The 22238-nt window shown below is 48.2% G+C and carries 23 protein-coding genes and 1 other RNA gene; 17 read left to right on the top strand and 7 right to left on the bottom strand.

The window, feature by feature from the left end; genetic code table 11:
- Positions 1-136 precede the first annotated feature (136 nt).
- On the top strand, positions 137-1747 hold the full coding sequence (gene cshA / locus KJS65_RS13730) for a degradosome RNA helicase CshA (protein WP_244864515.1): 1611 nt from the start codon (positions 137-139) through the stop codon (positions 1745-1747).
- A gap of 112 nt (positions 1748-1859) precedes the next feature.
- On the opposite strand, the gene KJS65_RS13725 is transcribed toward cshA, so the two are convergent.
- The gene (locus KJS65_RS13725) at positions 1860-1976 is read right to left on the bottom strand and encodes a sporulation protein YjcZ (protein ID WP_136604387.1); all 117 of its coding nucleotides are present in this window, start codon (positions 1974-1976) and stop codon (positions 1860-1862) included.
- A gap of 175 nt (positions 1977-2151) precedes the next feature.
- On the opposite strand from KJS65_RS13725, the gene KJS65_RS13720 reads away from it, so the two are divergent.
- The 3 genes from KJS65_RS13720 to KJS65_RS13710 all read left to right on the top strand — a co-directional run bounded on the left by KJS65_RS13720 (position 2152) and on the right by KJS65_RS13710 (position 3767).
- Complete coding sequence (locus tag KJS65_RS13720; protein WP_213650288.1) at positions 2152-2952, top strand: YesL family protein; 801 nt, start codon at positions 2152-2154, stop codon at positions 2950-2952.
- A gap of 72 nt (positions 2953-3024) precedes the next feature.
- Positions 3025-3215: non-coding RNA, 6S RNA (gene ssrS, locus KJS65_RS13715), on the top strand.
- A gap of 159 nt (positions 3216-3374) precedes the next feature.
- Positions 3375-3767: a DUF1499 domain-containing protein gene (locus tag KJS65_RS13710; protein WP_213650287.1), complete on the top strand. Its 393-nt coding sequence runs from the start codon at positions 3375-3377 to the stop codon at positions 3765-3767.
- A gap of 173 nt (positions 3768-3940) precedes the next feature.
- Here the strand turns inward: KJS65_RS13710 and tpx are convergent, their stop codons facing one another.
- Positions 3941-4459 carry a thiol peroxidase gene (tpx, locus tag KJS65_RS13705; protein ID WP_213650286.1) on the bottom strand — a complete coding sequence of 173 codons (519 nt, stop codon included), beginning with the start codon at positions 4457-4459 and terminating at the stop codon, positions 3941-3943.
- Positions 4460-4638: 179 nt separating this feature from the next.
- Here tpx and KJS65_RS13700 point away from each other — a divergent pair, with 179 nt between their 5' ends.
- On the top strand, positions 4639-5268 hold the full coding sequence (locus KJS65_RS13700) for a rhomboid family intramembrane serine protease (RefSeq protein ID WP_213650285.1): 630 nt from the start codon (positions 4639-4641) through the stop codon (positions 5266-5268).
- A 130-nt stretch (positions 5269-5398) separates the two neighbouring features.
- Complete coding sequence (gene gltC / locus KJS65_RS13695) at positions 5399-6328, top strand: glutamate biosynthesis transcriptional regulator GltC (RefSeq protein WP_213650284.1); 930 nt, start codon at positions 5399-5401, stop codon at positions 6326-6328.
- 30 nt (positions 6329-6358) lie between these two features.
- Here gltC and KJS65_RS13690 read toward each other — a convergent pair whose 3' ends face one another.
- Both KJS65_RS13690 and KJS65_RS13685 read right to left on the bottom strand, forming a co-directional pair.
- Positions 6359-7033 carry a zinc metallopeptidase gene (locus KJS65_RS13690; RefSeq protein WP_213650283.1) on the bottom strand — a complete coding sequence of 225 codons (675 nt, stop codon included), beginning with the start codon at positions 7031-7033 and terminating at the stop codon, positions 6359-6361.
- Positions 7034-7083: 50 nt separating this feature from the next.
- Positions 7084-7515, bottom strand: coding sequence for a MerR family transcriptional regulator (locus KJS65_RS13685; protein WP_136606827.1), 432 nt, complete (start codon positions 7513-7515; stop codon positions 7084-7086).
- Positions 7516-7818: 303 nt separating this feature from the next.
- On the opposite strand from KJS65_RS13685, the gene KJS65_RS13680 reads away from it, so the two are divergent.
- From KJS65_RS13680 to KJS65_RS13670, 3 genes are all read left to right on the top strand, one after another.
- On the top strand, positions 7819-9258 hold the full coding sequence (locus KJS65_RS13680; protein WP_213650282.1) for an ammonium transporter: 1440 nt from the start codon (positions 7819-7821) through the stop codon (positions 9256-9258).
- Positions 9259-9326: 68 nt separating this feature from the next.
- The gene (locus tag KJS65_RS13675; protein ID WP_213650281.1) at positions 9327-10406 is read left to right on the top strand and encodes a DUF294 nucleotidyltransferase-like domain-containing protein; all 1080 of its coding nucleotides are present in this window, start codon (positions 9327-9329) and stop codon (positions 10404-10406) included.
- A complete protein-coding gene (locus KJS65_RS13670; RefSeq protein WP_213650280.1) occupies positions 10403-11143 on the top strand; it encodes an exonuclease domain-containing protein in 741 nt (246 codons plus the stop codon). The genes KJS65_RS13675 and KJS65_RS13670 overlap by 4 nt, the downstream gene beginning before the upstream one ends.
- Here KJS65_RS13670 and KJS65_RS13665 read toward each other — a convergent pair.
- Complete coding sequence (locus KJS65_RS13665; RefSeq protein WP_213650279.1) at positions 11130-11585, bottom strand: M67 family metallopeptidase; 456 nt, start codon at positions 11583-11585, stop codon at positions 11130-11132. The genes KJS65_RS13670 and KJS65_RS13665 overlap by 14 nt on opposite strands.
- Positions 11586-11810: 225 nt before the next feature.
- Between KJS65_RS13665 and KJS65_RS13660 the strand changes: the two genes are divergently transcribed.
- Positions 11811-12365, top strand: a complete 555-nt coding sequence (locus KJS65_RS13660) for a TlpA family protein disulfide reductase (protein WP_213650278.1) — start codon at positions 11811-11813, stop codon at positions 12363-12365.
- Positions 12366-12424: 59 nt separating this feature from the next.
- Here KJS65_RS13660 and cimA read toward each other — a convergent pair whose 3' ends face one another.
- Positions 12425-14050 carry a citramalate synthase gene (gene cimA / locus KJS65_RS13655; RefSeq protein ID WP_213650277.1) on the bottom strand — a complete coding sequence of 542 codons (1626 nt, stop codon included), beginning with the start codon at positions 14048-14050 and terminating at the stop codon, positions 12425-12427.
- Positions 14051-14228: 178 nt separating this feature from the next.
- Here cimA and KJS65_RS13650 point away from each other — a divergent pair, with 178 nt between their 5' ends.
- The 3 genes from KJS65_RS13650 (at position 14229) to KJS65_RS13640 (ending at position 17458) form a co-directional block, all read left to right on the top strand.
- The gene (locus tag KJS65_RS13650; RefSeq protein WP_213650276.1) at positions 14229-15524 is read left to right on the top strand and encodes a DNA polymerase IV; all 1296 of its coding nucleotides are present in this window, start codon (positions 14229-14231) and stop codon (positions 15522-15524) included.
- Positions 15525-15670: 146 nt separating this feature from the next.
- Positions 15671-15919: a ferredoxin gene (locus tag KJS65_RS13645; RefSeq protein WP_213650275.1), complete on the top strand. Its 249-nt coding sequence runs from the start codon at positions 15671-15673 to the stop codon at positions 15917-15919.
- Between the two features lie 111 nt (positions 15920-16030).
- Positions 16031-17458 (top strand): L,D-transpeptidase, encoded by a 1428-nt coding sequence (locus KJS65_RS13640; RefSeq protein WP_213650274.1) that lies wholly within the window; start codon positions 16031-16033, stop codon positions 17456-17458.
- Here KJS65_RS13640 and KJS65_RS30090 read toward each other — a convergent pair whose 3' ends face one another.
- Complete coding sequence (locus KJS65_RS30090) at positions 17459-17593, bottom strand: hypothetical protein (RefSeq protein WP_272914970.1); 135 nt, start codon at positions 17591-17593, stop codon at positions 17459-17461.
- Positions 17594-17780: 187 nt separating this feature from the next.
- Between KJS65_RS30090 and KJS65_RS13635 the strand changes: the two genes are divergently transcribed.
- From KJS65_RS13635 to KJS65_RS13620, 4 genes are all read left to right on the top strand, one after another.
- Positions 17781-18875, top strand: a complete 1095-nt coding sequence (locus KJS65_RS13635; RefSeq protein WP_213650813.1) for a quinone-dependent dihydroorotate dehydrogenase — start codon at positions 17781-17783, stop codon at positions 18873-18875.
- A 24-nt stretch (positions 18876-18899) separates the two neighbouring features.
- The gene (gene yjbM, locus KJS65_RS13630; protein WP_213650273.1) at positions 18900-19721 is read left to right on the top strand and encodes a GTP diphosphokinase; all 822 of its coding nucleotides are present in this window, start codon (positions 18900-18902) and stop codon (positions 19719-19721) included.
- Between the two features lie 124 nt (positions 19722-19845).
- On the top strand, positions 19846-21399 hold the full coding sequence (locus tag KJS65_RS13625; RefSeq protein WP_213650272.1) for an RsmB/NOP family class I SAM-dependent RNA methyltransferase: 1554 nt from the start codon (positions 19846-19848) through the stop codon (positions 21397-21399).
- Positions 21396-22148, top strand: a complete 753-nt coding sequence (locus tag KJS65_RS13620) for a pseudouridine synthase (protein WP_213650271.1) — start codon at positions 21396-21398, stop codon at positions 22146-22148. Before KJS65_RS13625 ends, KJS65_RS13620 begins: the two co-directional genes overlap by 4 nt.
- Positions 22149-22238 lie beyond the last annotated feature (90 nt).

The following is a 22238-nucleotide window of genomic DNA, read 5'->3' as shown; positions in this document are numbered from 1 at the left end:
CCCTGGATAAACGCTATAGAGAATATAAGCCATGCAATTATTTTTGAAGATTGGCTAACCTATATAATGTTTACCGCTACTTAAGAATACAGACAAGATTGTGGAATGTCCACTATATAGAAGGAGTATGAATATTTTGAAAAATTTCGCAGAATTAGGCCTTGAACCAAAGGTTCTCCAGGCCATCACAGAGCTTGGATTTGAGGAAGCAACACCGATCCAGGCGCAGTCGATTCCGATTGCCATGTCCGGACGCGATATGATCGGCCAGGCACAGACCGGTACAGGTAAGACTGCAGCTTTTGGTATCCCTTTGATCAACAAAATTTCCAAGGATACGGATAAAATTGTAGCGCTGATTATGACACCAACCCGTGAGCTTGCCATCCAGGTTGCAGAAGAGATCGGAAAGCTGACACGCTTCAAGGGTATTGGCTCGCTTCCAATCTACGGTGGTCAGGATATCGGCCGTCAAATTCGCGCTTTGAAGAAAAAGCCACAAATCATCATCGGTACACCGGGTCGTTTGCTTGACCATATTAACCGCAAAACCATTCGCCTTGACGACGTCGAAACAGTTATCTTGGACGAAGCTGATGAAATGCTGGACATGGGCTTTATGGAGGATATCCAATCCATCCTGAAGCTGGTTCCGGAAGAACGCCAAACGATGCTCTTCTCCGCAACAATGCCGCCAAACATTCAAAGACTGGCTCAGCAATTTTTGAAAAATCCAGAACATGTATCTGTTGTACCTAAACAGGTTAGCGCACCGCTAATTGACCAAGCATATATTGAAGTGCCTGAACGTCAAAAATTCGAAGCCCTTTGCCGTCTGATCGATATGGAATCTCCTGAGCTTGCGATCGTGTTCGGACGTACGAAGCGCCGTGTAGATGAGCTTTCCGAAGCCTTGCAAAAACGCGGATATTCCGCTGACGGCCTTCATGGTGACTTGTCTCAGAACCAGCGTGATACTGTAATGCGCAAATTCCGTGACGGAAGCATTGATGTCTTGGTAGCAACCGACGTGGCTGCACGTGGTCTCGACGTATCCGGCGTGACTCACGTTGTGAACTTTGACCTTCCACAGGATCCTGAGAGCTATGTTCACCGTATCGGCCGTACAGGCCGCGCGGGTAAAGAAGGTACTGCATGGTCCTTCGTAACGCCTCGTGAAATAGATCATTTGCACCTGATTGAACGTGTTACGCGTCACCGTATTACACGCAAACCGCTTCCTACACTGGCTGAGGCTATTGAAGGAAAACAACGGATTATTGCTGAACGTCTGATGGAGACGATTGAATCTGGCGAGCTTAACGAATATAAAGGCCTTGCAATCCAGCTTCTTGAACAATACGATTCCGTACAACTTCTTTCTGCTGCGATGAAAATGCTGACTGGCGAAAAACGCGATTCCGAGATCCAGCTGACTCCAGAGGATCCGATTCGTGTGAAACGTCGCTACAACAATGGCGGTAAACCTGATCTGCGCAACGGTCGCAAGCCTTCCGGCAACTACGGTGGATTCCGCGGCGGTAACAGCAGTGGTGGTAGCGGAAGAGGCGGATATAACCGTGACCGTGATAACGGTGGACGTGGCGGATACAACCGCAGCACCAGCGGCGGCCGCAGTGAATCTTCATCGTCGTCATCATCATCTTCTTACGGAGACCGCAAGCCCCGCACGAACAGCGGTGAAGGAAGACGTCCTTCCAAGCGTGATGATTCCTACAATAAATAAACGATTGAATAGATGAAAAGAGACGAAGTGAGCCCAGCGCACACTTCGTCTCTTTTTTATGCATAAGATGAACCTAATTCTCTAGATGGCATGTTGAGCTTCGTTTCTTCAATTAGAAAATGAATGCGCGGGTGATGATGACCAGCAAGATGAACAATACCAGTATCGCTCCAGTGGAACCCCACATACCCATACCAGCACCATAACCGTATCCGCCAACGTTAGACATTTAGAATTACCTCCTTAAGTGTTTGTTTCCTTTGGGTTACTGTGTATCTTATGAGGAGAGATGACTGGCGGTATAGACCTTTACCCATATCCCGGAAATTAGGCTCTGGCAATCTAAGGCTAAAATGCGGTATATTATTATGTACAGGCATGAAAGTGGAGGAGGAGGCTTTTTCTTGGAATTTAAAGGTGCAATGGGCGGTATTTACAGAATTACAGAATGGATTACCCGCTTTGCTTACAGTAACATCCTCTGGATGTTATGTTCGTCCCCGTTTTTCTTTTTCCTGGTAACCAAAATGCTGGTAACCGGTGCAAATGAATCGCTTCAGATGAACTGGGCCATGGGTATCGTGGCACCGTTTACATTGTTCCCGGCTACGGCCGCACTTTTTGCGGTTGTACGCAAATGGGTGATGGGCGATACCGACGTGAAAATCTTCAGTTTGTTTTTCAGGTCCTATAAGGAAAATTACAAGCAAAGCATGATCGGCGGCGTATTCTACGTCCTTCTGCTGGTTATCATGCTGGTCGATTATACCGTTTATATGACGCAGTTCAGCAATCTGCAGATCATCGGTATTGTGATGTTGATTTTGCTGATTGTACTGTTCATATCATTATTTAATTTCTTTTCGATGATTGTGCATTATCATATGGGAATCCTGCAGATCCTGAAAAACGCGGTCCTGATCACAATTATACGGCCGCTGCGCGTCATTACGACGGTTCTCGGAAGTGCTGTCGTGCTGTTTGTAGGCTCCAAGTATCCGGCATTGATCTTCTTCTTTGGCGGTAGTTTGATCGCCTTCTGGGCGTTCTTCAACTTCTACGCAACGTTCACCAAGATGCAGGAGCAGGCCGAACGTATCAAGCAGAAGGAACTGGAGGAGCAGGAAGCGGCTGCGCTTGAAGGGGATTCGCAAGATGATCCGGATGATGATTCATGGAATAAGGAAGCGGTTAAAAAAGGCTAACAGGATATCCAATCATTGTGGAATATTCTCCAGCAACATTTACATTCTGATAAAATGGGTCTATAATAAGACTACATCCTGCGATGTTCGCCACGGTTAATCGTTGTTTTGAACCAATGATAATGTCTAGGGAGATCATTACGAAGCGCAGCTGAAAAGCCCTGTCTATATGACATGGGGACTTCAAAAGCGCATCCGAGGTCACCCACCTGCTCAAGCAGGTTCAGAAGACAATTTAATCGGACGGCATAGGCGGGTTTCCTTATCAAATTTACATGACACTCCATTTTCGGAAGATCTCCGGAATTTGGGGTGTTTTTTGTCTATAACGGGACATTTTACCCTACTTACTCTTTTGTTCTGCCCCTAACAATGATACACTGTTAAGTATTGATGATGCTTACTACAAAGGGGGAAAGGTCTTGTCGTTAAAGAGAGTTCTAGTGGGGATCGTTCGTAGCCAGGAGGGTACAAGCGACCGGGCGAAAGATCCTAAGATGAAGACGCGCTATTACAATTTATCGAAAGACAAGGCATGGGAGGAAATATCCTCGACACTGAAGAAGATTCCCGGATATAAGGTGCTTCATGAGGTTTCTTCCGTCGGAGAGATTACGCTGGAGAAAAGAACGTCTTTCGGACGCACGGTAGATATCACGGTATCCGTGTTGTCGGTTGGTCCGGTACGCAGCGCAGTTGACATGTACTCGGCCTCCAGAGGCTCTATGGGTGATCTAGGTGCGAACTACCGCATTATAATGAATCTGTTTTCAGCACTCGACAAGAAATTGGCTAAATACAAAACGAACCAATAATATGAATGGAAAAGCGAGAGAAAGGACAAGGCTCTTTCTCCCGCTTTTTTTAAGGAATCAGAAAGCTATACGCTTCATGGAGCAGCTTCCTTGATCTCTTGATAAAATTTTCAGTTTGATTTTGTTAAAGCGGTTTAAAGCATATACTACAGATAGGAACCAAGTAAACGGTTCTAGAGCAGTTCCTTTACAGCGGTTACCGCTTTTTCATAATCCGGATGTTCTGTCATTTCAGGCAGATACTCCACGTAAGTAATTTTGTCGTTTTTATCGACAACGAAAATGGAGCGCATGTCCAGACGGAATTCCTTGATCAGGACTCCGTAGGCCTGTCCGAAGGACATATCCTTGTGATCGGAGAGAGTGACCACGCGGTCTACACCGGCTGCACCGCACCAGCGTGCCTGCGCAAACGGAAGATCGGCGCTGATGGTCAACACGATGACATCGTCTCCCAGAGCTCCTGCTTCTTCGTTAAAGCGGCGTGTCTGTGCGTCACATACGCCGGTATCGAGGGAAGGAACCACGCTAATCAATTTGATTTTGCCTGCAAAATCCTGAAGAGATGCTTGTTCAACCAAGTTTTTGCTGACGGTAAAATCCGGAGCCTGGTCGCCTGCTTGAAGCTGTGGTCCCACCAAGGTAAGCGGATTGCCTTTAAAAGTAGCAACACCTGTACGTTCTTGTGCCATGATGATTCTCCTTTCGGTAATTGGAAATTGGTGAATCGTGCCAAGGATCATTATAATCTTTTTAAAAAGGCATTGTCCAATCTGTTTGCTTGGTTTACCAGAGGCTTTTGCAAAAATAAGGTGAGCGATCATTCGAGATTGGCGCAAATCCTGACTAGGTAAAGCAAAGGAAGTGTAACATGTTATTTGTACGTTATGAAAACTGGAAAAGTTATTTAAGATATTATCCCATTACGACGATATTATTTGTGGCTAATATCATTATGTTTCTTGTCCTGGCTTTTAATGGGGGCGCCTCTAACAATCAAACGCTCGTCAAGTTCGGGGCTCTGACCAATGTTGATGGCTACAACGAGTGGTGGAGGTATGTATCATCCATGTTCCTGCATGGGGGCTTTTCGCATCTTTTGTTTAATGATTTTGCGATCCTTGTGTTTGCCCCACCCCTGGAGCGGCTTCTGGGAGCCTGGAGATATGCATTATTGTATCTGCTCAGCGGCGTAATTGGCAATATCCTGTCCGTGGCGCATTACAACCGGATTGGAGAGACGTTGATTACGATCGGAGCGTCAGGAGCAATCTACGGCGTCTACGGGGCGTTTCTGTATATTGCCTTGCTGCAGCGAAATTGGATGGATGATTCCTCGCGAAAAACGGTGTATGCCCTTCTGATGTTTGGTATTATCTTCTCTCTGGTATCACCGGGGATGAACATCAACTGGATGGCCCATCTGGGCGGACTCGTCGGTGGATTCTTTATTTATGGTTTAATGGCAAGAATTGTGAAGAAACGGGTTAAAAGGTCGTAACGACATAAATTGAACTAAAGAATGAGTGAAGTCATCTCCTGTATTCTAATGAATGCAGGGAGAAGGAAGATTAAACTTTAGTTCATTTTATACAGCGGATAGCGTAAAAGCAGAATGGAGCGAGTAACAGGTGGAATTAAGACAGTTGCAGTATTTTTTGAAGGTAGCGCAGAAAGAGCATGTCACCCAGGCGGCGGAAGAGCTGCATGTGGCCCAGTCGGCGGTTAGCCGCCAGATTCATCAGTTGGAGGAAGAGCTGGGAGTTCAATTGTTTATGCAAAAGGGCAGAAACCTGCAGCTGACGCCAGTAGGACAATTGTTCTGTAAACGGGTGGACAGCATTCTGAAGGATCTGGATAAGGCTGTCTTAGAGGTTCATGAATTTTTGGACCCGGAGCAGGGAGAGATTCGGATTGGTTTTCCGCACAGTTTGGGTATCCATCTTATCCCGTCTGTCGTTGCTGAGTTCAAGCGGCGGTATCCGAACGTGAAATTCAGATTCAAGCAAGGCATGTTTCCTTCGTTAATTCGGGATGTGATCTCCGCGGAGGTTGATCTAGCTTTTATTTCCCCGTTCCCGGAGAAGCATGAGCAGGTCGAGGGCGAAATTATGCTGACAGAGGAGCTGTACGCGATTCTGCCTCCGAATCATCCGCTTGCAGGGGAAGAGAGCATTACCTTGAATCAGCTGAAGGAAGACAAATTCGTTCTGTTCAGCAAAGGATATTCCTTGCGGCCGATCGTGTGGCATGCCTGTCTTGAAGCCGGGTTTACGCCGAAAATCGCTTTTGAAGGGGAGGAGACAGATACCATCCGCGGGCTGGTGGCTGCCGGTATGGGCGTCAGTATTTTACCGGAGATGGCTTTGTTCCAGACGAACCCCTTGCAGCCGGCGAGAGTAAGTATCTCGGAACCGAAGGTGACACGCACCATTGGACTAATACACCGTTCTGATGACAAGCTGCCGCGGGTTGCACAAGCCTTTCGCTCCTTTCTGCTTAGCTATTTCGGACTGCAACAACAAAATGGAAATCAAAAAAACACCCCGGTCGGTTCTTAACCGATCAGGGTGTTTTTCTTTATGTGAAGCTTAGTCGCGATTGCTGTTCGTAAAGATCATAATGTAGCGCAGCAGCTCCAGAACGGAGATCAGTGCGGCAGCCACATAGGTAAGCGCGGCAGCGTTCAGAACCTTGGCTACGCCTCTTTCCTCATCATTGGAGATATAACCTTCGGATACCATGATGTCCCTTGCACGATTGCTTGCATTAAACTCGACAGGCAGTGTAATGAGCTGGAAGGCTACGGCGACGGAGAAGAAGATAATCCCGATACCAAGCAGCCCCATCCATTGAAACAAAAAGCCTGCGATAATCAGCAGAGGTGCGATTCCTGAAGCGAAATTCACGACTGGGAAGATCCGGTGGCGGAGCACGAGCATTGGATAATGCTGCTTATGCTGGATTGCGTGTCCGATCTCGTGGCAGGCTACCGAGATGGCTGAAATTGAGCTTTCGTAGTAGACCGGCTCAGACAATCGGACAACCCGGTTGATCGGATCGTAGTGATCGGATAATGCGCCTCGCACCGGTTCGATCGGAATATCATGCAGGCCGTTGCTGTCGAGCATATGCCGCGCTGCATCATAACCGGTCATACCGCTGGTTGCCGGTACCTCAGACCACTTTTTAAATGTTCCCTGGACCCGGAATTGAGCCCACAAGGAAAATCCGAATGCAATAATAATTAGAATATACATTCCCATGTTACACCCTCCTGCTTGTCATAAAATGATACCTGTTATGATGAGGCCTGCTAAAGTGTAGGCCCCTGCTCAAGGAAGAGTCTGATTGCTTCTATGCATGCCGCTCCCTGTGGCAGCAAATTCAGCAGCAGATGGCGAGCTTGCCCGGGTTTCATCTTTTGGATAAGGGGGCTGAGCTCATTTACCTCGCGTTCAAGCTGCTGCATATGCAGTTCCAGGTAGGTAAGCTTGTCGGAAACCTGATGGACTTCAGGTCCCGCATCCCACTTGTCAAGCGTTTGCCGTATCTCTTCCAGAGTATATTTCTCTTGTTTCAAATCATTAATACGTTGGAGACGAAGTAAGGTTTCATGGCTGTACAAACGATAATTTTTAAGAGTCCGCTTTTCAGGAGAAATGAGCCCCAATTTGGTGTAATAATCAATCGTGCGTTCGCTGACACCTCCAGCTTTAGCCAATTCACCGATACGATACAGCTTTATATCCCCATCTAAAATCACCTCACCGGAAAATGTACGATTTTGTATAGAGTGAACTAAAGACCTAAGACAACTACAGTTCAATCTATGTAACTCATTTTAATATGAGATTTATGAAAATATGATACATGAAGTTTAACCATACAGTCAAACGTCACGCTTTATTATATTACAATTGATGTAAAGTTAAATTACATTATATAATTTTACGAAAAAACTCTTGTCATTTCTGTCCCTTTTTGCTTATAATGTGATTAATAATTTCGTTATGTGTTAGATAAACTGACATTAAAGAGGAGTGGGATTATGAAAAGAAAGTGGTTTGGTGGTGCTTTGGCATTTCTTGCATTAATGGCTTTTCCGGCTACGGTGTTTGCGGATGATGGGCCGACGAATGTACAGCTGCAAGCGGGACTCAATACCTTCTTTGTATTCATGGCAGCCATGCTCGTATTTTTTATGCAGGCAGGTTTCGCGTTACTGGAAGCCGGTTCGGTGCGGATGAAGAATGCAGGTCATATTGCGGGTAAGACCGTATTGACGCTGGGAATATCCATTATCGTATTCTGGGCTTTCGGATTCGGGCTTGGGTTCGGTAATGGTAACAGTCTGTTCGGAACAACCGGCTTTTTCATGACGGGTGATTCCATGGCCCAATCATTTGATGCCTTGTCAGCATCAGATGTATCCCTTTCAGTTAAGTTTTTATTCCAGCTTTCTTTCGCGGCAGTATCACTTGCGATTGCCTGCGGCGGGATGGCCGAACGTGCCAAGCTGAGTGTATATATCGTTTTCGGTGCATTGTTTATGATGGTGATCTATCCGGTTGTAGCGCATTGGGTATGGGGCGGCGGCTGGCTTGGACAACTGGGAATGCAGGACTTTGCGGGATCTACAGTTGTACATCTGACTGGAGCTACAGCAGCCCTGGTAATTACCTATATGCTCAAACCGCGGCTTGGTAAATACAATAAGGATGGAAAGCCCAACAGCATTCCGGGGCACAATCAGGTCCTCTCGGTCCTTGGCGTCTTTATTCTCTGGATTGGCTGGTTCGGATTTAACCCTGGAAGCACGCTGTCGGCCATGATGGATGGTTTCTTCGGTTATGTAGCACTTACGACCAATATTGCGGTTGCGGCAGGGGCTATCGCTGCCCTGTTGATTTCCTGGGCTGTATTCGGCAAGGCAGATATTCCAAGTATGCTGAATGGCGTATTGGCTGCACTCGTGGCCATTACAGGCTCTTGTGCTTTCGTGGACGCATGGGCTGCCGTTGTCATCGGCGCAGTAGCAGGTATTGTAACCTTCTTTACTGCACAATGGTTTGAAAGAGCTGGAATTGACGATCCGATTTACGCTTTCTCCGTTCACGGTATTGCAGGAATCTGGGGTGCCATCTCCACGGGCTTGTTTGCAACTCCTAAACTGGTAGAAACAACAGGGGTAGGTAAACCAGGGCTCTTCTATGGAGGCGGACTGGAACAGCTTGGTGTTCAGCTTCTGGGTGTACTGGGAGCATTCGTCTTCGTTTTCGTTATCTCATTCATTATTATCGGTATTATGAAAGTAACGATGGGGATCCGCGTTTCGGAGGAAGAGGAAATGATGGGTCTGGATATCAGTGAGCACGGCACATACGGTTATCCGGAGCAAATGAAGCTGATTGCCGATGCTGCTTCAGCAAAGACTGGACCTGAGCTCTCATCCGTCAAACCCGCAGTTGGAACAAACGAATCGTTTTAATTGAGAATATCCCAATATACTACATTAAATCATAAGCTCCAGCAGCGGTTTGACAGGGAGGTGCAGCGATGGAGCCGATGAAATACGCCGAAAGTGAGCCGGATTTGGAAGGCATCAGATATGCAGCTTCGCGTGAACAATTGAAAAATAAACGACAGGAATGCCAAACGCAGCTGGAGCATCTGTATACACTGCTGCCGATTGAGGCATGGACCTCGCTTGTGAATGACATGCATGATGATGTTGCAGCCAGAGCGGCGGCATTATGTGAATATGAACTGGAAGCGGCGGGTTACGGCCCGCCCCCTGTTCCTTATGCTTTTGTGGTGTTTGGAAGCTCTGGACGCCGTGAATCCACACTTTGGAGCGACCAGGATAACGGGCTGATCCTCAGTGACGAAGTCCATGAAGAAAAAGAGATGTACTTCCACACATTTGGACGTCATCTGTCCAATTTGCTGGAATATTTGGGATACGAAAAATGCAAAGGGAAAGTCATGTGCTCCGAGCCGCTATGGCGCAAAACGCTAGCGGAGTGGAAGGGGCAAATGACAAGCTGGCATCAGGATTTCAGCTGGGAGCCTGTCCGCAACCTGATGATAGCTTCGGATATGCGATTTATTTCGGGGGAACGTCCGCTTGTCGTGGCATGGAAACAGTTTTTTGAACGCAGCATGAATGAATCTCCTGAGATGGCGACAGCTATTTTGAGGAATACCGTCAGGCATAAGGCGACGCTGAATGTTCTTGGACAGGTAGTAACCGAACGTTTTGGAGAGCATGCCGGGGATTTTGATGTGAAATATGGTGTGTATATCCCGCTGGTGAACAGTATCCGGTACATGGCTTTACAAGAAGGGATTGGCGAGACATCCACGCTGAAGCGTCTGGAAAAATTATCTTTGCTTGATGGGGGGAACATGCTGTTTGAAAACTGCCAGCGTGCTTTTCTGACAGCTTTGACGCTTCGCGCAGCGGCTTCCTTTACTGTGAAGAACGGCGTTTACTCCAGCAGTGGATACCTGCCGCAATCCGAATTGAAGAAAAAACCGCTGCTCTATAAGCTTCGTGATAGCCTTACGACCGTGAGGCGCACCCACCGGGCACTGCAGAGACGTCTGCGGTTTGCTGAGAGGAGAAGGTCATGAAAACCCCGGAGCGCGGAAATGGCGGCTTCTGGAGCATGCTGCGCCAGGGAGGAGTACCATCTGCTATATCATCCGTAATGGGAGGTACTTCAGCTCAGCAGATGGCCTTTATCCGCTCTCTGATGCGGGAACAGCGCAGACCGGAAACGCTTCATACACCACTGCATAAGCTTAAAACGGTCATTTTCGACTTGGAAACCACCGGGTTTCATGTTCAGCAAGGGGATGAAATACTATCTATTGGGGCGCTGAAGGCAGACGGCGAATACATCATGGAAGAAGAACAATTTTACACGCTGGTTCAAGCCAAACGGCCGGTACCCGGGCATATCACCGAGCTGACAGGCATTACGCAGCCGATGATTGATCAGGCGCCGCCCCTCATTAGCGGTCTGCATGATTTCATGAATTTTATCGGAGACAGGGTGTTGGTAGCTCATGCCAGTGCGCATGATAAATCATTTCTGAATGCAGCTCTCTGGAAAACATCCAAGGTTAATCTCAGTCATCGCCTCATTGATACGATGATGATCGCACGATGGCTGGACCCTAACCGTCAGAGCTATTCGCTGGACTCGTTGTTGTCAGGGAAGGGCATTCCGATTGAAGGAAGACATCATGCGCTAGAAGATGCGAAGATGACGGCTCAGCTCTGGACTTCATATCTTAAGGAAATTGCAGAGAGCAGAATGGCCGATACGCTGGGTGATCTATATGCCTGTCTCAGCCATGCTTAACAATTGCAGGCTGCAGCGTGTACAGACCATCCATTCCTTTCAAGATAGAATACCCGTTTAACTGCACTTTCTCATTCGTCTCGTCCGGACTGCCGATCATATAGACCCTGAGCAGATCCGCGAATAGAGGCAGCTGCTGCAGATCCTCTTCGGAGGGAACAGGCAGCGAGTGGGGATGGGAATGGAAAAGGCCGACGAGGCCATCACCCCGCAAGCATTCTCTTACCCAGTCTTCGGGATGTAGGACAAAACGGTGCAGCGGGTCAGGCGCTACGTTGCGCATTGGAACGAAGGTATCGATCCGCATGCCGCCCGCTGTAGCTTTACCCCGCAATACACCGCAGGCTTCATATGGTAATCGGAGAAACAGATGCTCGGCTATCTGCCTTCCGCACAAGGCGCTGAGCGAAATTTCTTGCCTGGTTCCATGAGGCTCTGTCAACCGTAGTTCTCCCCTCTCGTATGGCCTCTGCTAAGTAGCAGAGGCATTTTTTTGTGATTATTCCTGAACGTTACAAAGTCACTGAAATAGATCTTCGGTGTGTAATTTTCTTTTTATAGGGTTATTTTGTTCTTTTTGCAAATTTCCTGCAAACCATTTGTAAGTTACGGTGAAAAGAGGGTACAATACAGGATAGAAACTCTATGAAAAGGAACGAAAACAACCATGAAGCGTAATCTATATATTCTTCTTGGCGTGATCGTATTAATCGGTATCGCGGTTTATCAAAATGCGGGACCCGGCATCCAGTCGGTATTCCAGCATGAAAAGGCGATGCCGACCGAGACGGGACCCAAGGCGGGGCTGCTAGCCCCGGCGTTTACAGCACAAGGTCTGGACGGAAATGATTATCATGTCGGCGGACAGCAGGATAAGGCAATTTTGCTCAATTTTTGGGCGTCCTGGTGTAGTCCATGTCAGCAGGAAGCTCCTGAGCTGAACGCTCTTGCCGAGAAATATAAGGACAGCCTAAACATCTACGGCGTTAACGTTACCAAATACGATAATAAAAAGAATGCCCAAAAATTTATCGAAAAATATAGCGTGAATTTCCCGGTGATGCTGGACTTGAAAGCTGATATTTACGAAACACAGTATAAGGGGATCGCCTTTCCAACTAATGTGCTGATCGACAAGCGCGGAGTCGTCCAGGAAGTTGTGCTTGGTATTTTGCCGCCCAAAGATTTGGAGAAGAAATTGAAGCATTTGATTAAATCATGACCTCATGAAAAAACCTCGGTGTCCTGACAGGACATCCGAGGTTTTTTTGAGGTTACTAATTAATGATTGACGAGACCCCGGTGTTCCGCAGACGGCCCATCCAAGTCACGTTCATTGCTCAGGATTTGCCCGAGCAAAGCATACCGCATACTGTCCACAAGCGCTTCCCAGCTTGCTTCGATGACATTTTCGGATACCCCGACCGTATTCCAGGAATTGTTAATATCCCGTGATTCGATCAATACACGTACTTTGGCCGCTGTTGCGTCCTTTTCGTCCAGCACACGAACCTTGTAGTCGGACAAATGCATTTCCTTAATGGTTGGGAAATATTGAACCAGGGCTTTCCGCAGCGCATTATCCAGAGCGTTGACCGGACCGTTGCCCTCAGCGGCAGTGTAAACATTGTTGCCCGCTACATTTAGCTTCACAAAGGCTTCGGAGACAACCGGCCGCCCAGCTGTTTTTTCAACCAGCATTTTAAAGGATTCAAAGGTAAAGAGCTCTTTCATTTCTTCACCAGTTTCGCGCAGCAGCAGCTCAAGGGAGGCATCCGCGGCCTCAAAAGTATAACCTTGATGCTCAAGATCCTTGATCTTGTCAATGACCTTGCGGGATGATTCATTCGTGGAATCGAAGTCCAGACCCATGTCATGTGCCTTGGAGACAATGTTGCTCTGCCCGGCCAGATCCGATACCAGCACCCGCTGCTTGTTGCCAACCCATTCAGGAACGATATGCTCGTAGGTTCTGGAATCCCGGAGAATTGCAGATACGTGGATACCGCCTTTATGGGCGAAAGCCGCATTTCCGACATACGGTTGATTCACCGGCATGTTTACGTTTGCAATTTCACTAACATAACGCGCGGTGTTGGTCAGCTGCTTCAGGCGTTCCTCGCCGATACACTCATATCCGAGCTTGAGCTGCAGATTCGGGATAATCGAGCAGAGGTTAGCGTTGCCGCAGCGCTCTCCGTAGCCGTTGATGGTTCCCTGTACCTGACGGGCACCGGCCTGTACCGCGCTAAGCGTGTTGGCAACCGCGAGCTCGCAGTCGTTATGGGTGTGTATGCCGAGATTTGCTTGCGGCAGACCCGTATGAAGGGTGGTGACGATGCCGCTGATTTCATGTGGGAGCGTTCCACCGTTGGTGTCGCACATAACGAGCCAATCCGCTCCGGCTTCATGTGCTTTTTTCAATACGGAGACTGCATACTCGGGATTATTTTTGTATCCGTCGAAGAAATGCTCTGCATCGAAAATCACCTCAAGACCCTGCTGCTTCAGATAAGCGATGGAATCATAAATCATAGCCAGATTTTCTTCAAGCGTTGTTTGAAGTGCGGTATGCACATGAAAATCCCATGATTTGCCGACCAACGTTGCGGCTTGGGCACCGGACTCGATCATCCGCTTCAGGTTCGCGTCTTGGTCTGCCTGGCTGTCTTTACGTCTTGTGCTTCCAAATGCCGTGATTTTGGCGCTGAGTCCGAGCTGCTGCACTCTTTTGAAAAATTCAATGTCTTTGCTGTTGCTTCCCGGAATCCCACCTTCAATATATTGAACACCAAGATCATCGAGCTTTTTGGCAATTTTGAGTTTATCGTCCGCCGACAAGCTGACTCCTTCGCCTTGGGTGCCGTCGCGCAGGGTAGTGTCGAAGATGGATATGGACTTAGACATGAAGCGTCCTCCTTTGGAAGTCTTATGAATTCGATTATTTATAGTAAATTATTATAGCATTTTTACGCGGGAATGTAACAAAGAATTCCGTGAATTACCGGCATGCTGTTTTCTTGACCTCCTTTTCAAGGAACGTTATGCTGGAAATAATGAAATTTTGCGAAGGTGTGAAGGATTCATGAAGACTGACATTGACGCTTATTATCCATCGAACGGCAGGGTCATTTTACATGTGGATATGAATGCATTTTACTGTTCGGTCCATGAGGCGGAAGAACCGGAAAAATACCGAGGCAAGCCAACGGCGGTGGCTGGAAGCATTGAGCTGCGCAAAGGAATCATTGTGACCTGCTCCTATGCTGCCAGGCAGATCGGAATATCCACCGGAATGCATGTGAACCGGGCGTTGAAGCTGTGTCCGGATCTGATTATCATTCAGCCTGATTTCCATTTATATCGTAAATACTCGTCCGCATTTATGAAAATAGCGTATTCCTATACACCGCTCATGCAGGCAACTTCCATTGACGAATGCTACCTGGACATATCTGGTTCGAGGCAGTTCGGGACGCCGCAGCAGATCGCGGAGGAAATCCAGCGGAGAATTGAAGAGGAGCTGGCTTTGCCATGCTCGGTGGGGATCGCACCCAATAAGCTGCTTGCCAAGATGGCATCGGATATGAAAAAGCCGCGGGGGATCTCTGTCCTTCGTATCCGCGATGTGCCCCGTATATTATGGGATCGCCCATGCGGTGAACTGTTTGGCATCGGAGGCAAAACAGCTGAAAAGCTGCGCAAGCTCGGAATTTACACGATCGGGCAGCTGGCAAAAACCGAGGAAGAGATACTCATTCGGGTCTTCGGTGTAGTCGGTGCTTGGATGAAGCAGGCGGCCAACGGTATCGATCACTCCCCCGTCCTGGAAGAGCGAGAGCAGAACAAATCGATCGGCCATACAACGACGCTTCCGACCGACATTCAGGCCCGTGAGGATGTAAACCGGGTCCTGCTGAACATCAGTGATCAGGTCGCACGGAGGCTGCGGCGTCAGGAACTTGTAGCGGGCGGGGTACAGATTACGATCCGCACACCGGATATGAAAACCATTACCCGCAGCCATGCGCTGGCTACACCTACTGAGAATGCGGCTGATATCTATGAAGAAGCCCGCCGTCTGTATGTGGAGCACTGGAGCTGGGATAAGCCAGTGAGGCTCCTGGGAATAACGCTCCAGCATTTGATTCCGAAGAGCGAAGCGGCGATTCAGCTGGATCTTTTCGAATATGAAAAGCATCCCAAAAAGGAGTCATTAACGCAAACGATGGATATGCTCCGCAACAAGTTCGGAGAAAATGCAGTGGTCACTGCAGGCATGCTGGGAGATGATCCATCGGTTTTGCTTCGTAATCACAAGGTAAGAGGAACCTCACTGCAAATGGATTTTGTAAACAAAGAAGGCCTTGATCTTCCTTAATCATTCAATATATACAGGCTGAACATGAAGTATAAGTGATTTTTGTCATAGGCTTCTAACGGGTAGATGCTATACGATTAGGCTTGCGGCCATATCATGGCCGGATGAAATACTCGTTACTTGCAATAGGAGGTAGAGAGAACATCATGGCAAAATACTGCTGGGTTGATAAGGATACATGCATCTCCTGCGGGGCATGCGGTGCTACGGCGCCAGATATTTACGACTATGATGACGAGGGGCTTGCGGAAGTCGTGTATGATGGTGACGACAACCGGGGCGTAACCGAGATCCCGGAGGAAATGTTTGATGATCTCCAGGATGCGGCAGACGGCTGCCCGACGGATTCCATCCAGATTGCAGATACTCCTTTTCAGGTCGTAGTTGAACAATAGAGAGAAACCAAGAAGACATCCTTACATCGGATAGGCCCGATGGAGGATGTTTTTTTGTTCTTCTTCAACCGATATATATAGAAAAAGACAATTGTAATGATGGAGGATCCCGTGGCAAATTCGCATTACCTTAAAAAATATGTGCAGATGCACCCGGATAATAAAATGGGCTGGTATTTGCTTGGCAAGGAATATGAAAAAGCCGGGCAGCACGGCAAGGCGAACTACTGCTTTAATCAATCCGGTGGCATATTTGAGGCTTTTGAAACCAGTAAAATGCCTTCAGATATTTGGAAAGAGTATGAATCCAAGCTGCTGCAGCAGGCCCAGGAAAAAGACCGCAGATCTGTTCGAATGCGCCGTGCGCTCATCGTATTCATGCTGCTGCTGCTTGCATTGGTTCCGTCGGTGGATGCGCCGGGCCAGAGCAAGAAGGCAGAGGAAGCTCCGCTTAATAATGATCCGGAAAGAGCGACTGCGAAAGATCAACAACAGGATGCCGGGAATCAAGGCAGCGGGCATGCAACGCTGGATGAAGATCTGGTTATGTTTACGGCGGCGCAGGAAGGCGGCTTTGGAGCAGGTGATCAGCAGATTGAACCGGGCCCTTTTACCCATATGCAACTTTTGCAGGGCAAGCTTGCTGTACTGGAGCTGAAAAAACAGGGGAAATGGTTGATGTGGAACAGGGAAATGCCCCTGAGTTATACACTGAAAAATAACGGTTCTGGCGCTTTAGCCTACCAGTCTTATAATCCCAAAACATGCAATTGCCAGCCTCCGGATGGAAGCAAGCTGTCGGGAGCTGCGTTCGCCTGGACGGGGGAACAAGAAGAGCAGGCACTGTTATACAGCGCAATTAAAGCATATAAGAACAATACCGGCGAATTTCCTGAAAAGATGAGTGATCTGCTTCGCCCATTTCCGGGTAACTGGGTATCGGGTACGACGGAAGGCATGAAGGAAGCTTTTCAGCCGCTGCTGCAAAGAGTGAAGTCAGAAACCGCGGGTCAGGAGCCATCGGCTGCGAATGAAGCAGCAGACAGCGCAAAAGGGAAAGGGGCATTTTCGAAAACATGGGGCAACAGACCGTTTTTTGAAGAGCCGCTGAAAATTGTCGTGGATAAAAGCAATCACCGGCTGGCAGTTGTCAGCGGGCGTATTATTTTACGGAATTATAAGGTGGGACTTGGAGGCATACGCACGCCGGAAGGCAATTACGTAATCACTGATAAAGTGATGAATCCGAATGGTCACTCAGACGGGGAATTCGGAAGCAGGGGTATGCAGCTTTCCGGAACAAATTATGCCATCCACGGAACAAATGAACCCGCCAGTGTAGGTGCCGACGAGTCCCAGGGCTGCGTACGCATGAGTAAAACAGATGTCGAGGAGCTGTTTGACCTGGTACCGATGGGAACCCCAGTACTCATTAGTAAAGGGGCTTTGCCTGATGAAGTGCTCGTTCCGAAGGAAAGATTCCATACGAACCGGGAACAGGATCAGACAAACCCCCAAAAGACGTACCACTGGCTGTAATCAGGTGTTAAAGATAATCAGCACGACAATCAGCAGAATGAGAAGCAATAAACTGAGGCCGGACCAAAAAATAGCCTTTCTGTTCACTTCTTCCTTTTTTTGCTGAAGTGTCGGAGGCTTGCGCTTGGTTGCCATAGAGTTCAACCCTCTTTCTATCAAATTCAGTGGATACCTCAATTGTAATGGGTTTATCCCTAAAATACCAGCAGGACAAGGGAAAGAAACACGTACCAGGACAAGGTAAAAAACTTTCCTTTTACACCGGAAAAGGATAAACTTAAGGTTAGAGAACACAACTGTGGATAGAGAGGAAGAGTATCAAGTGCTGTACCGAAATGTGGCAAAACCGTTTTTCTTTAAGATGGACCCGGAAAAAGCGCACCATATGGTGATCGGAGGTTTACATACAGCCGGATCCCTGCCGGGAGGCTCCAGCCTCTTGCAGAGTATGTACGGCGTGAGCGAAACGCCGGATTTGGCAGTCGATTTATTCGGACTTCATTTTCCAACCCCCGTTGGATTGGCGGCAGGACTGGATAAAAACGCGGCAGCGGTTGAAGGCTTTTCCTCTATCGGATTCGGATTCATGGAAGTTGGGACCGTCACACCGAAGGGACAACCCGGTAATGACCAGCCCCGCTTATTTCGTCTGCCTCCGGATGAGGCACTATTAAACCGGATGGGATTTAACAATGAAGGTGCGGAAGCTATGGCACAGAAGCTGTCCCGCCTGAAATCAAGATCGATTCCTGTGGCTGTCAATATCGGAAAAAACAAAGTGACTCCCAACGAGGAAGCTTATAATGATTATTTGGAATGTATTCGGAAGCTGTATCCTTACGGCGATTTTTTTGTCGTGAATATTAGCTCGCCGAATACCCCGGACCTAAGGAATTTACAGTATGGCAGCGAGCTTTCCTCGCTGATCGCGCATATCATGAATGAAATGCAACAACAGGCCCGAATACATGGTGAATCCAAGCATATTCTGGTTAAAATTGCTCCGGATGTAAGTAATGAGGAGCTTGAGATGATGATAGACGCCCTCTCTGCGAGCGGGATTTCTGGAATTATCGCGACGAATACAACGATTGGGAGGGATGGCCTAACCCACCCGAATAAGAAAGAAACAGGTGGAATCAGCGGCAGGCCGCTGCGGGCACGATCAACGGAGGTTGTTTCCCGCGTGTACAAACAGACCGGCGGGAGGCTGCCGATCATCGGATCCGGGGGCATATTTACCGCTGAGGATGCTTACGAGAAAATTCGGGCCGGAGCAAGTCTGGTCGAAATTTATACTGCACTTATATACGAAGGGCCCGAAGTGAACCGCCGGCTTCACGCCGGCCTCAGGGAGCTTCTGCGCCGTGACGGATTATCACATATTTCCGAAGCCGTAGGGGCAGACCATCGCTGAGGGTGACAGACAGGAGGCATGTGAATGGACGGCAGGGATTGGGGATTGTTTTTACTTCCGTACGAGCAAACCGTTGAAGAACTTAAAGTCAAATTCAAAACCATGCGTGCGGAGCTGAAGAAACGCGAAGAGTACGCGCCCATCGAATTTGTGACGGGCCGTGTGAAACGGATATCCAGCATTTTGGAGAAAGCAAAACGATTAAACGTGCCGATGGACCAGCTGGAAACGGGAATTGAGGATATCGCCGGAATACGCATCATGTGCCAGTTTGTGGAGGATATCCGGCGTGTAGCTGAGTACATTCGCAAGCGTAAAGACCTGAAGCTTTTATATGAAAAAGACTACATTACGAATTACAAGGAAAGCGGATACCGCAGCTTTCATATGATTGTGGAATACCCTGTGCAAACCGCACTCGGTCAAAAGCAGGTGCTCGCTGAAATTCAAATCCGGACGCTTGCAATGAACTTCTGGGCAACGATTGAGCATTCCTTAAGCTATAAATACCGCGAAAGTCTGCCGGATGAAATGCGCAGACGGCTGCAGAAGGCAGCCGAAGCCGCCGCGGTGCTGGATAACGAGATGTCCAGCATACGCGAAGAAATCCTGATAGCCCAGAAACAATTCGAAGATGATTCAAACGTGACTTCCCGGGTACTGATCTTGATTCATCAGCTTTATTTTTACCATCTTGTCAATGAGGCGATGGAATTCCAGGAACGGTTTAACCGGATCTGGGCCAATCAGGGTGCCCAGCGTGACATGGAGGAAATGAAGGAGCTGCTGGAAGATGTCCAACAGATGATGGCGGCTTACCGCAAGGAAGATTCACACGAAGATTAGATATTATAGAAGTTCAGCCTGCCGTCTAATGGACAGCAGGCTGGTTTTTATTTATCAGATTTCACTAAGTGTGTTAAAATGGACGAACTCACTTTATTCGAGACAGAACAGGATGATGAATAACATGGCACTGCAGCTGCCGGCAGCTTTTGAGGAGCGTATGAAGTCGCTTTTACAGGAGCATTACGATCGCTTCGTCGCTTCATACGACCATAATCCATACAGTGGAATCAGGGTCAATACATTGAAAATTTCCGTGGAGGACATGCTTGCATTAAGTCCGTGGCCATTGAAGCCGATACCTTGGTGCCCTACGGGATTTTATACGGAAACAGGTGAAAGACCGGGAAGACATCCGTATTATCATGCCGGTCTTTATTATATACAAGAACCTAGTGCGATGGCTCCGGTCGAATTACTGGATGTTCAGCCGGGTGAACGGGTATTGGACCTATGCGCGGCTCCTGGCGGAAAATCAACCCAGATTGCGGCCAAGCTTAAAGGTCAAGGTATGTTGATCAGCAATGATTTGAATTCAGAGCGGACGAAAGCACTTGCCAAAAATTTGGAGCTGTATGGTGTGCGAAACGGGATCGTGCTTCAGGAGCACCCGGACCGAATTGCCGGCAAATTTCCTTCCTTTTTCGATAAAATCCTCGTGGATGCTCCATGCTCCGGCGAGGGCATGTTCCGCAAAGATGAGGATATGATCCGTCAATGGACCGTTGATTCGCCCACCAAGTATGCCGCTATGCAGCGTGATATTCTGAAATCGGCGGCTGCCATGCTGAAACCAGGAGGTCGGATGGTATATTCCACTTGTACCTTCTCTCCGGAAGAAAACGAAGCAATTATTGCTGAATTCCTCACGAGTCACGAGCATTTCCATGTTATTGCACCTGTACAAGACGGACTTTTTGCCAAAGGAGAAACGGCTTGGGTTCGGGAAAATGCAGAGATAACCCAGCCAATTCCGGAGAAAATTTGGGAGCAGACAGAGCACACAGCACGCTTGTGGCCGCATCTTATTGAAGGCGAAGGACATTACCTTGCGGTGCTTCAGCATGATGGTATAGAGGAGAATGAGTCCCGCGTTCTGCCGATTACTTCTGCATCTGGGGATTCGCAAGAAGGGCGTCTGCGCAGCAAGGATAACACACGCTCTGAACGAGTGCGCAGCGGCGGTAAAAAAGGTAAAGCTCCTTCAAAATCTTCCATGGTGGATCAGACGACGGGACAGCTTGAGGCGTACGAGCAGTTTATCAACAGCCATCTGTCTTTTAAGCCGGCAGGATACACGATTGTGTATGGTCAGCATATATATCAATCTCCGCTTCCTTCTGATGCGCTGGACGGGCTGAAGGTTGTGCGTCCAGGCTGGTATACAGGGGACGCGAAGAACGGGCGCTTTATTCCTAGCCATCCGTTAGCCACCGCTCTGAAATCTCATGAGTTTTGCCGTGTACTCCATTTATCAACGGAAACGGGTGAGGCAGTACACTACTTAAAAGGTGAGACACTGAACGTGGATTCTGAACGCATCGTATGTTTCGAAGGCATAAACGTCAAGGGATATGTGCTTGTGTGCATCAATGGATATTCTGCAGGCTTTGGAACATGGCAGGACGGATTTCTGAAAAACGATTACCCGGCAGGGTGGAGGTGGACCTCGGTATGAGCGGGAAAGGAAGAACAACCCTGAGACTGGATAAGGTGCTGACCCATATGGGGTACGGCAGCCGTAGCGAAATTAAGAAGTACGTCAAACAGGGATTGATTATGGTAAATGATATACGCGTAAAAGACAGCGGGCTGCATGTTCATCCGGAAACGGATATGATCTTAATCGACGGGGAGCAGGTCATCTACAAAGAGTTTATTTATGTGATGCTTCACAAGCCCCCAGGGGTGGTTTCGGCTACCGAAGATAATCGTGACCGGACGGTGCTGGATCTGCTGCCACCGGAGCTTTTGGCGTTTGAACCCTTTCCGGTCGGACGTTTGGACAAAGATACGGAAGGACTGCTGCTGCTGACCAATGACGGCAAGCTGTCGCATGAATTGTTATCTCCTAGGCGGCATGTGCCCAAGACTTATTTGGCGCTGGTCTCCGGTGATGTTAACAGGGAGGATATAGAACAGTTTGCCAAGGGAGTCACGCTGGATGACGGCTATGTGACGCTTCCCGGCGAGCTCGTTATTCTGGAGCAGGAGCGGCAGGAGGATGAGGTACTGTCCCGGATAGAGCTGACAATTCATGAAGGCAAATTTCATCAGGTTAAGCGGATGTTCGAGTCGGTTGGCAAAAAGGTCATTTATTTGAAAAGGCTCCGCATGGGCAGCCTGAATCTGGATGCATCTCTGAAACTGGGCGAATACCGTGAATTAACGGATGATGAGCTTGGCTTACTGCAGCGAAACGAATAATCTTGAAATAAAAATACTGCTTACACGTTGATAACAATTATGGGTTACAATAATCGGAAGTAACTTTATTATAGCTCAAATTATAGATAA

Source organism: Paenibacillus sp. J23TS9 (assembly GCF_018403225.1).
Lineage (GTDB): Bacteria > Bacillota > Bacilli > Paenibacillales > Paenibacillaceae > Paenibacillus_AQ.
Note: the sequence above shows the minus strand (reverse complement) of the source record. Positions and strands in the feature narration are given on the sequence as shown.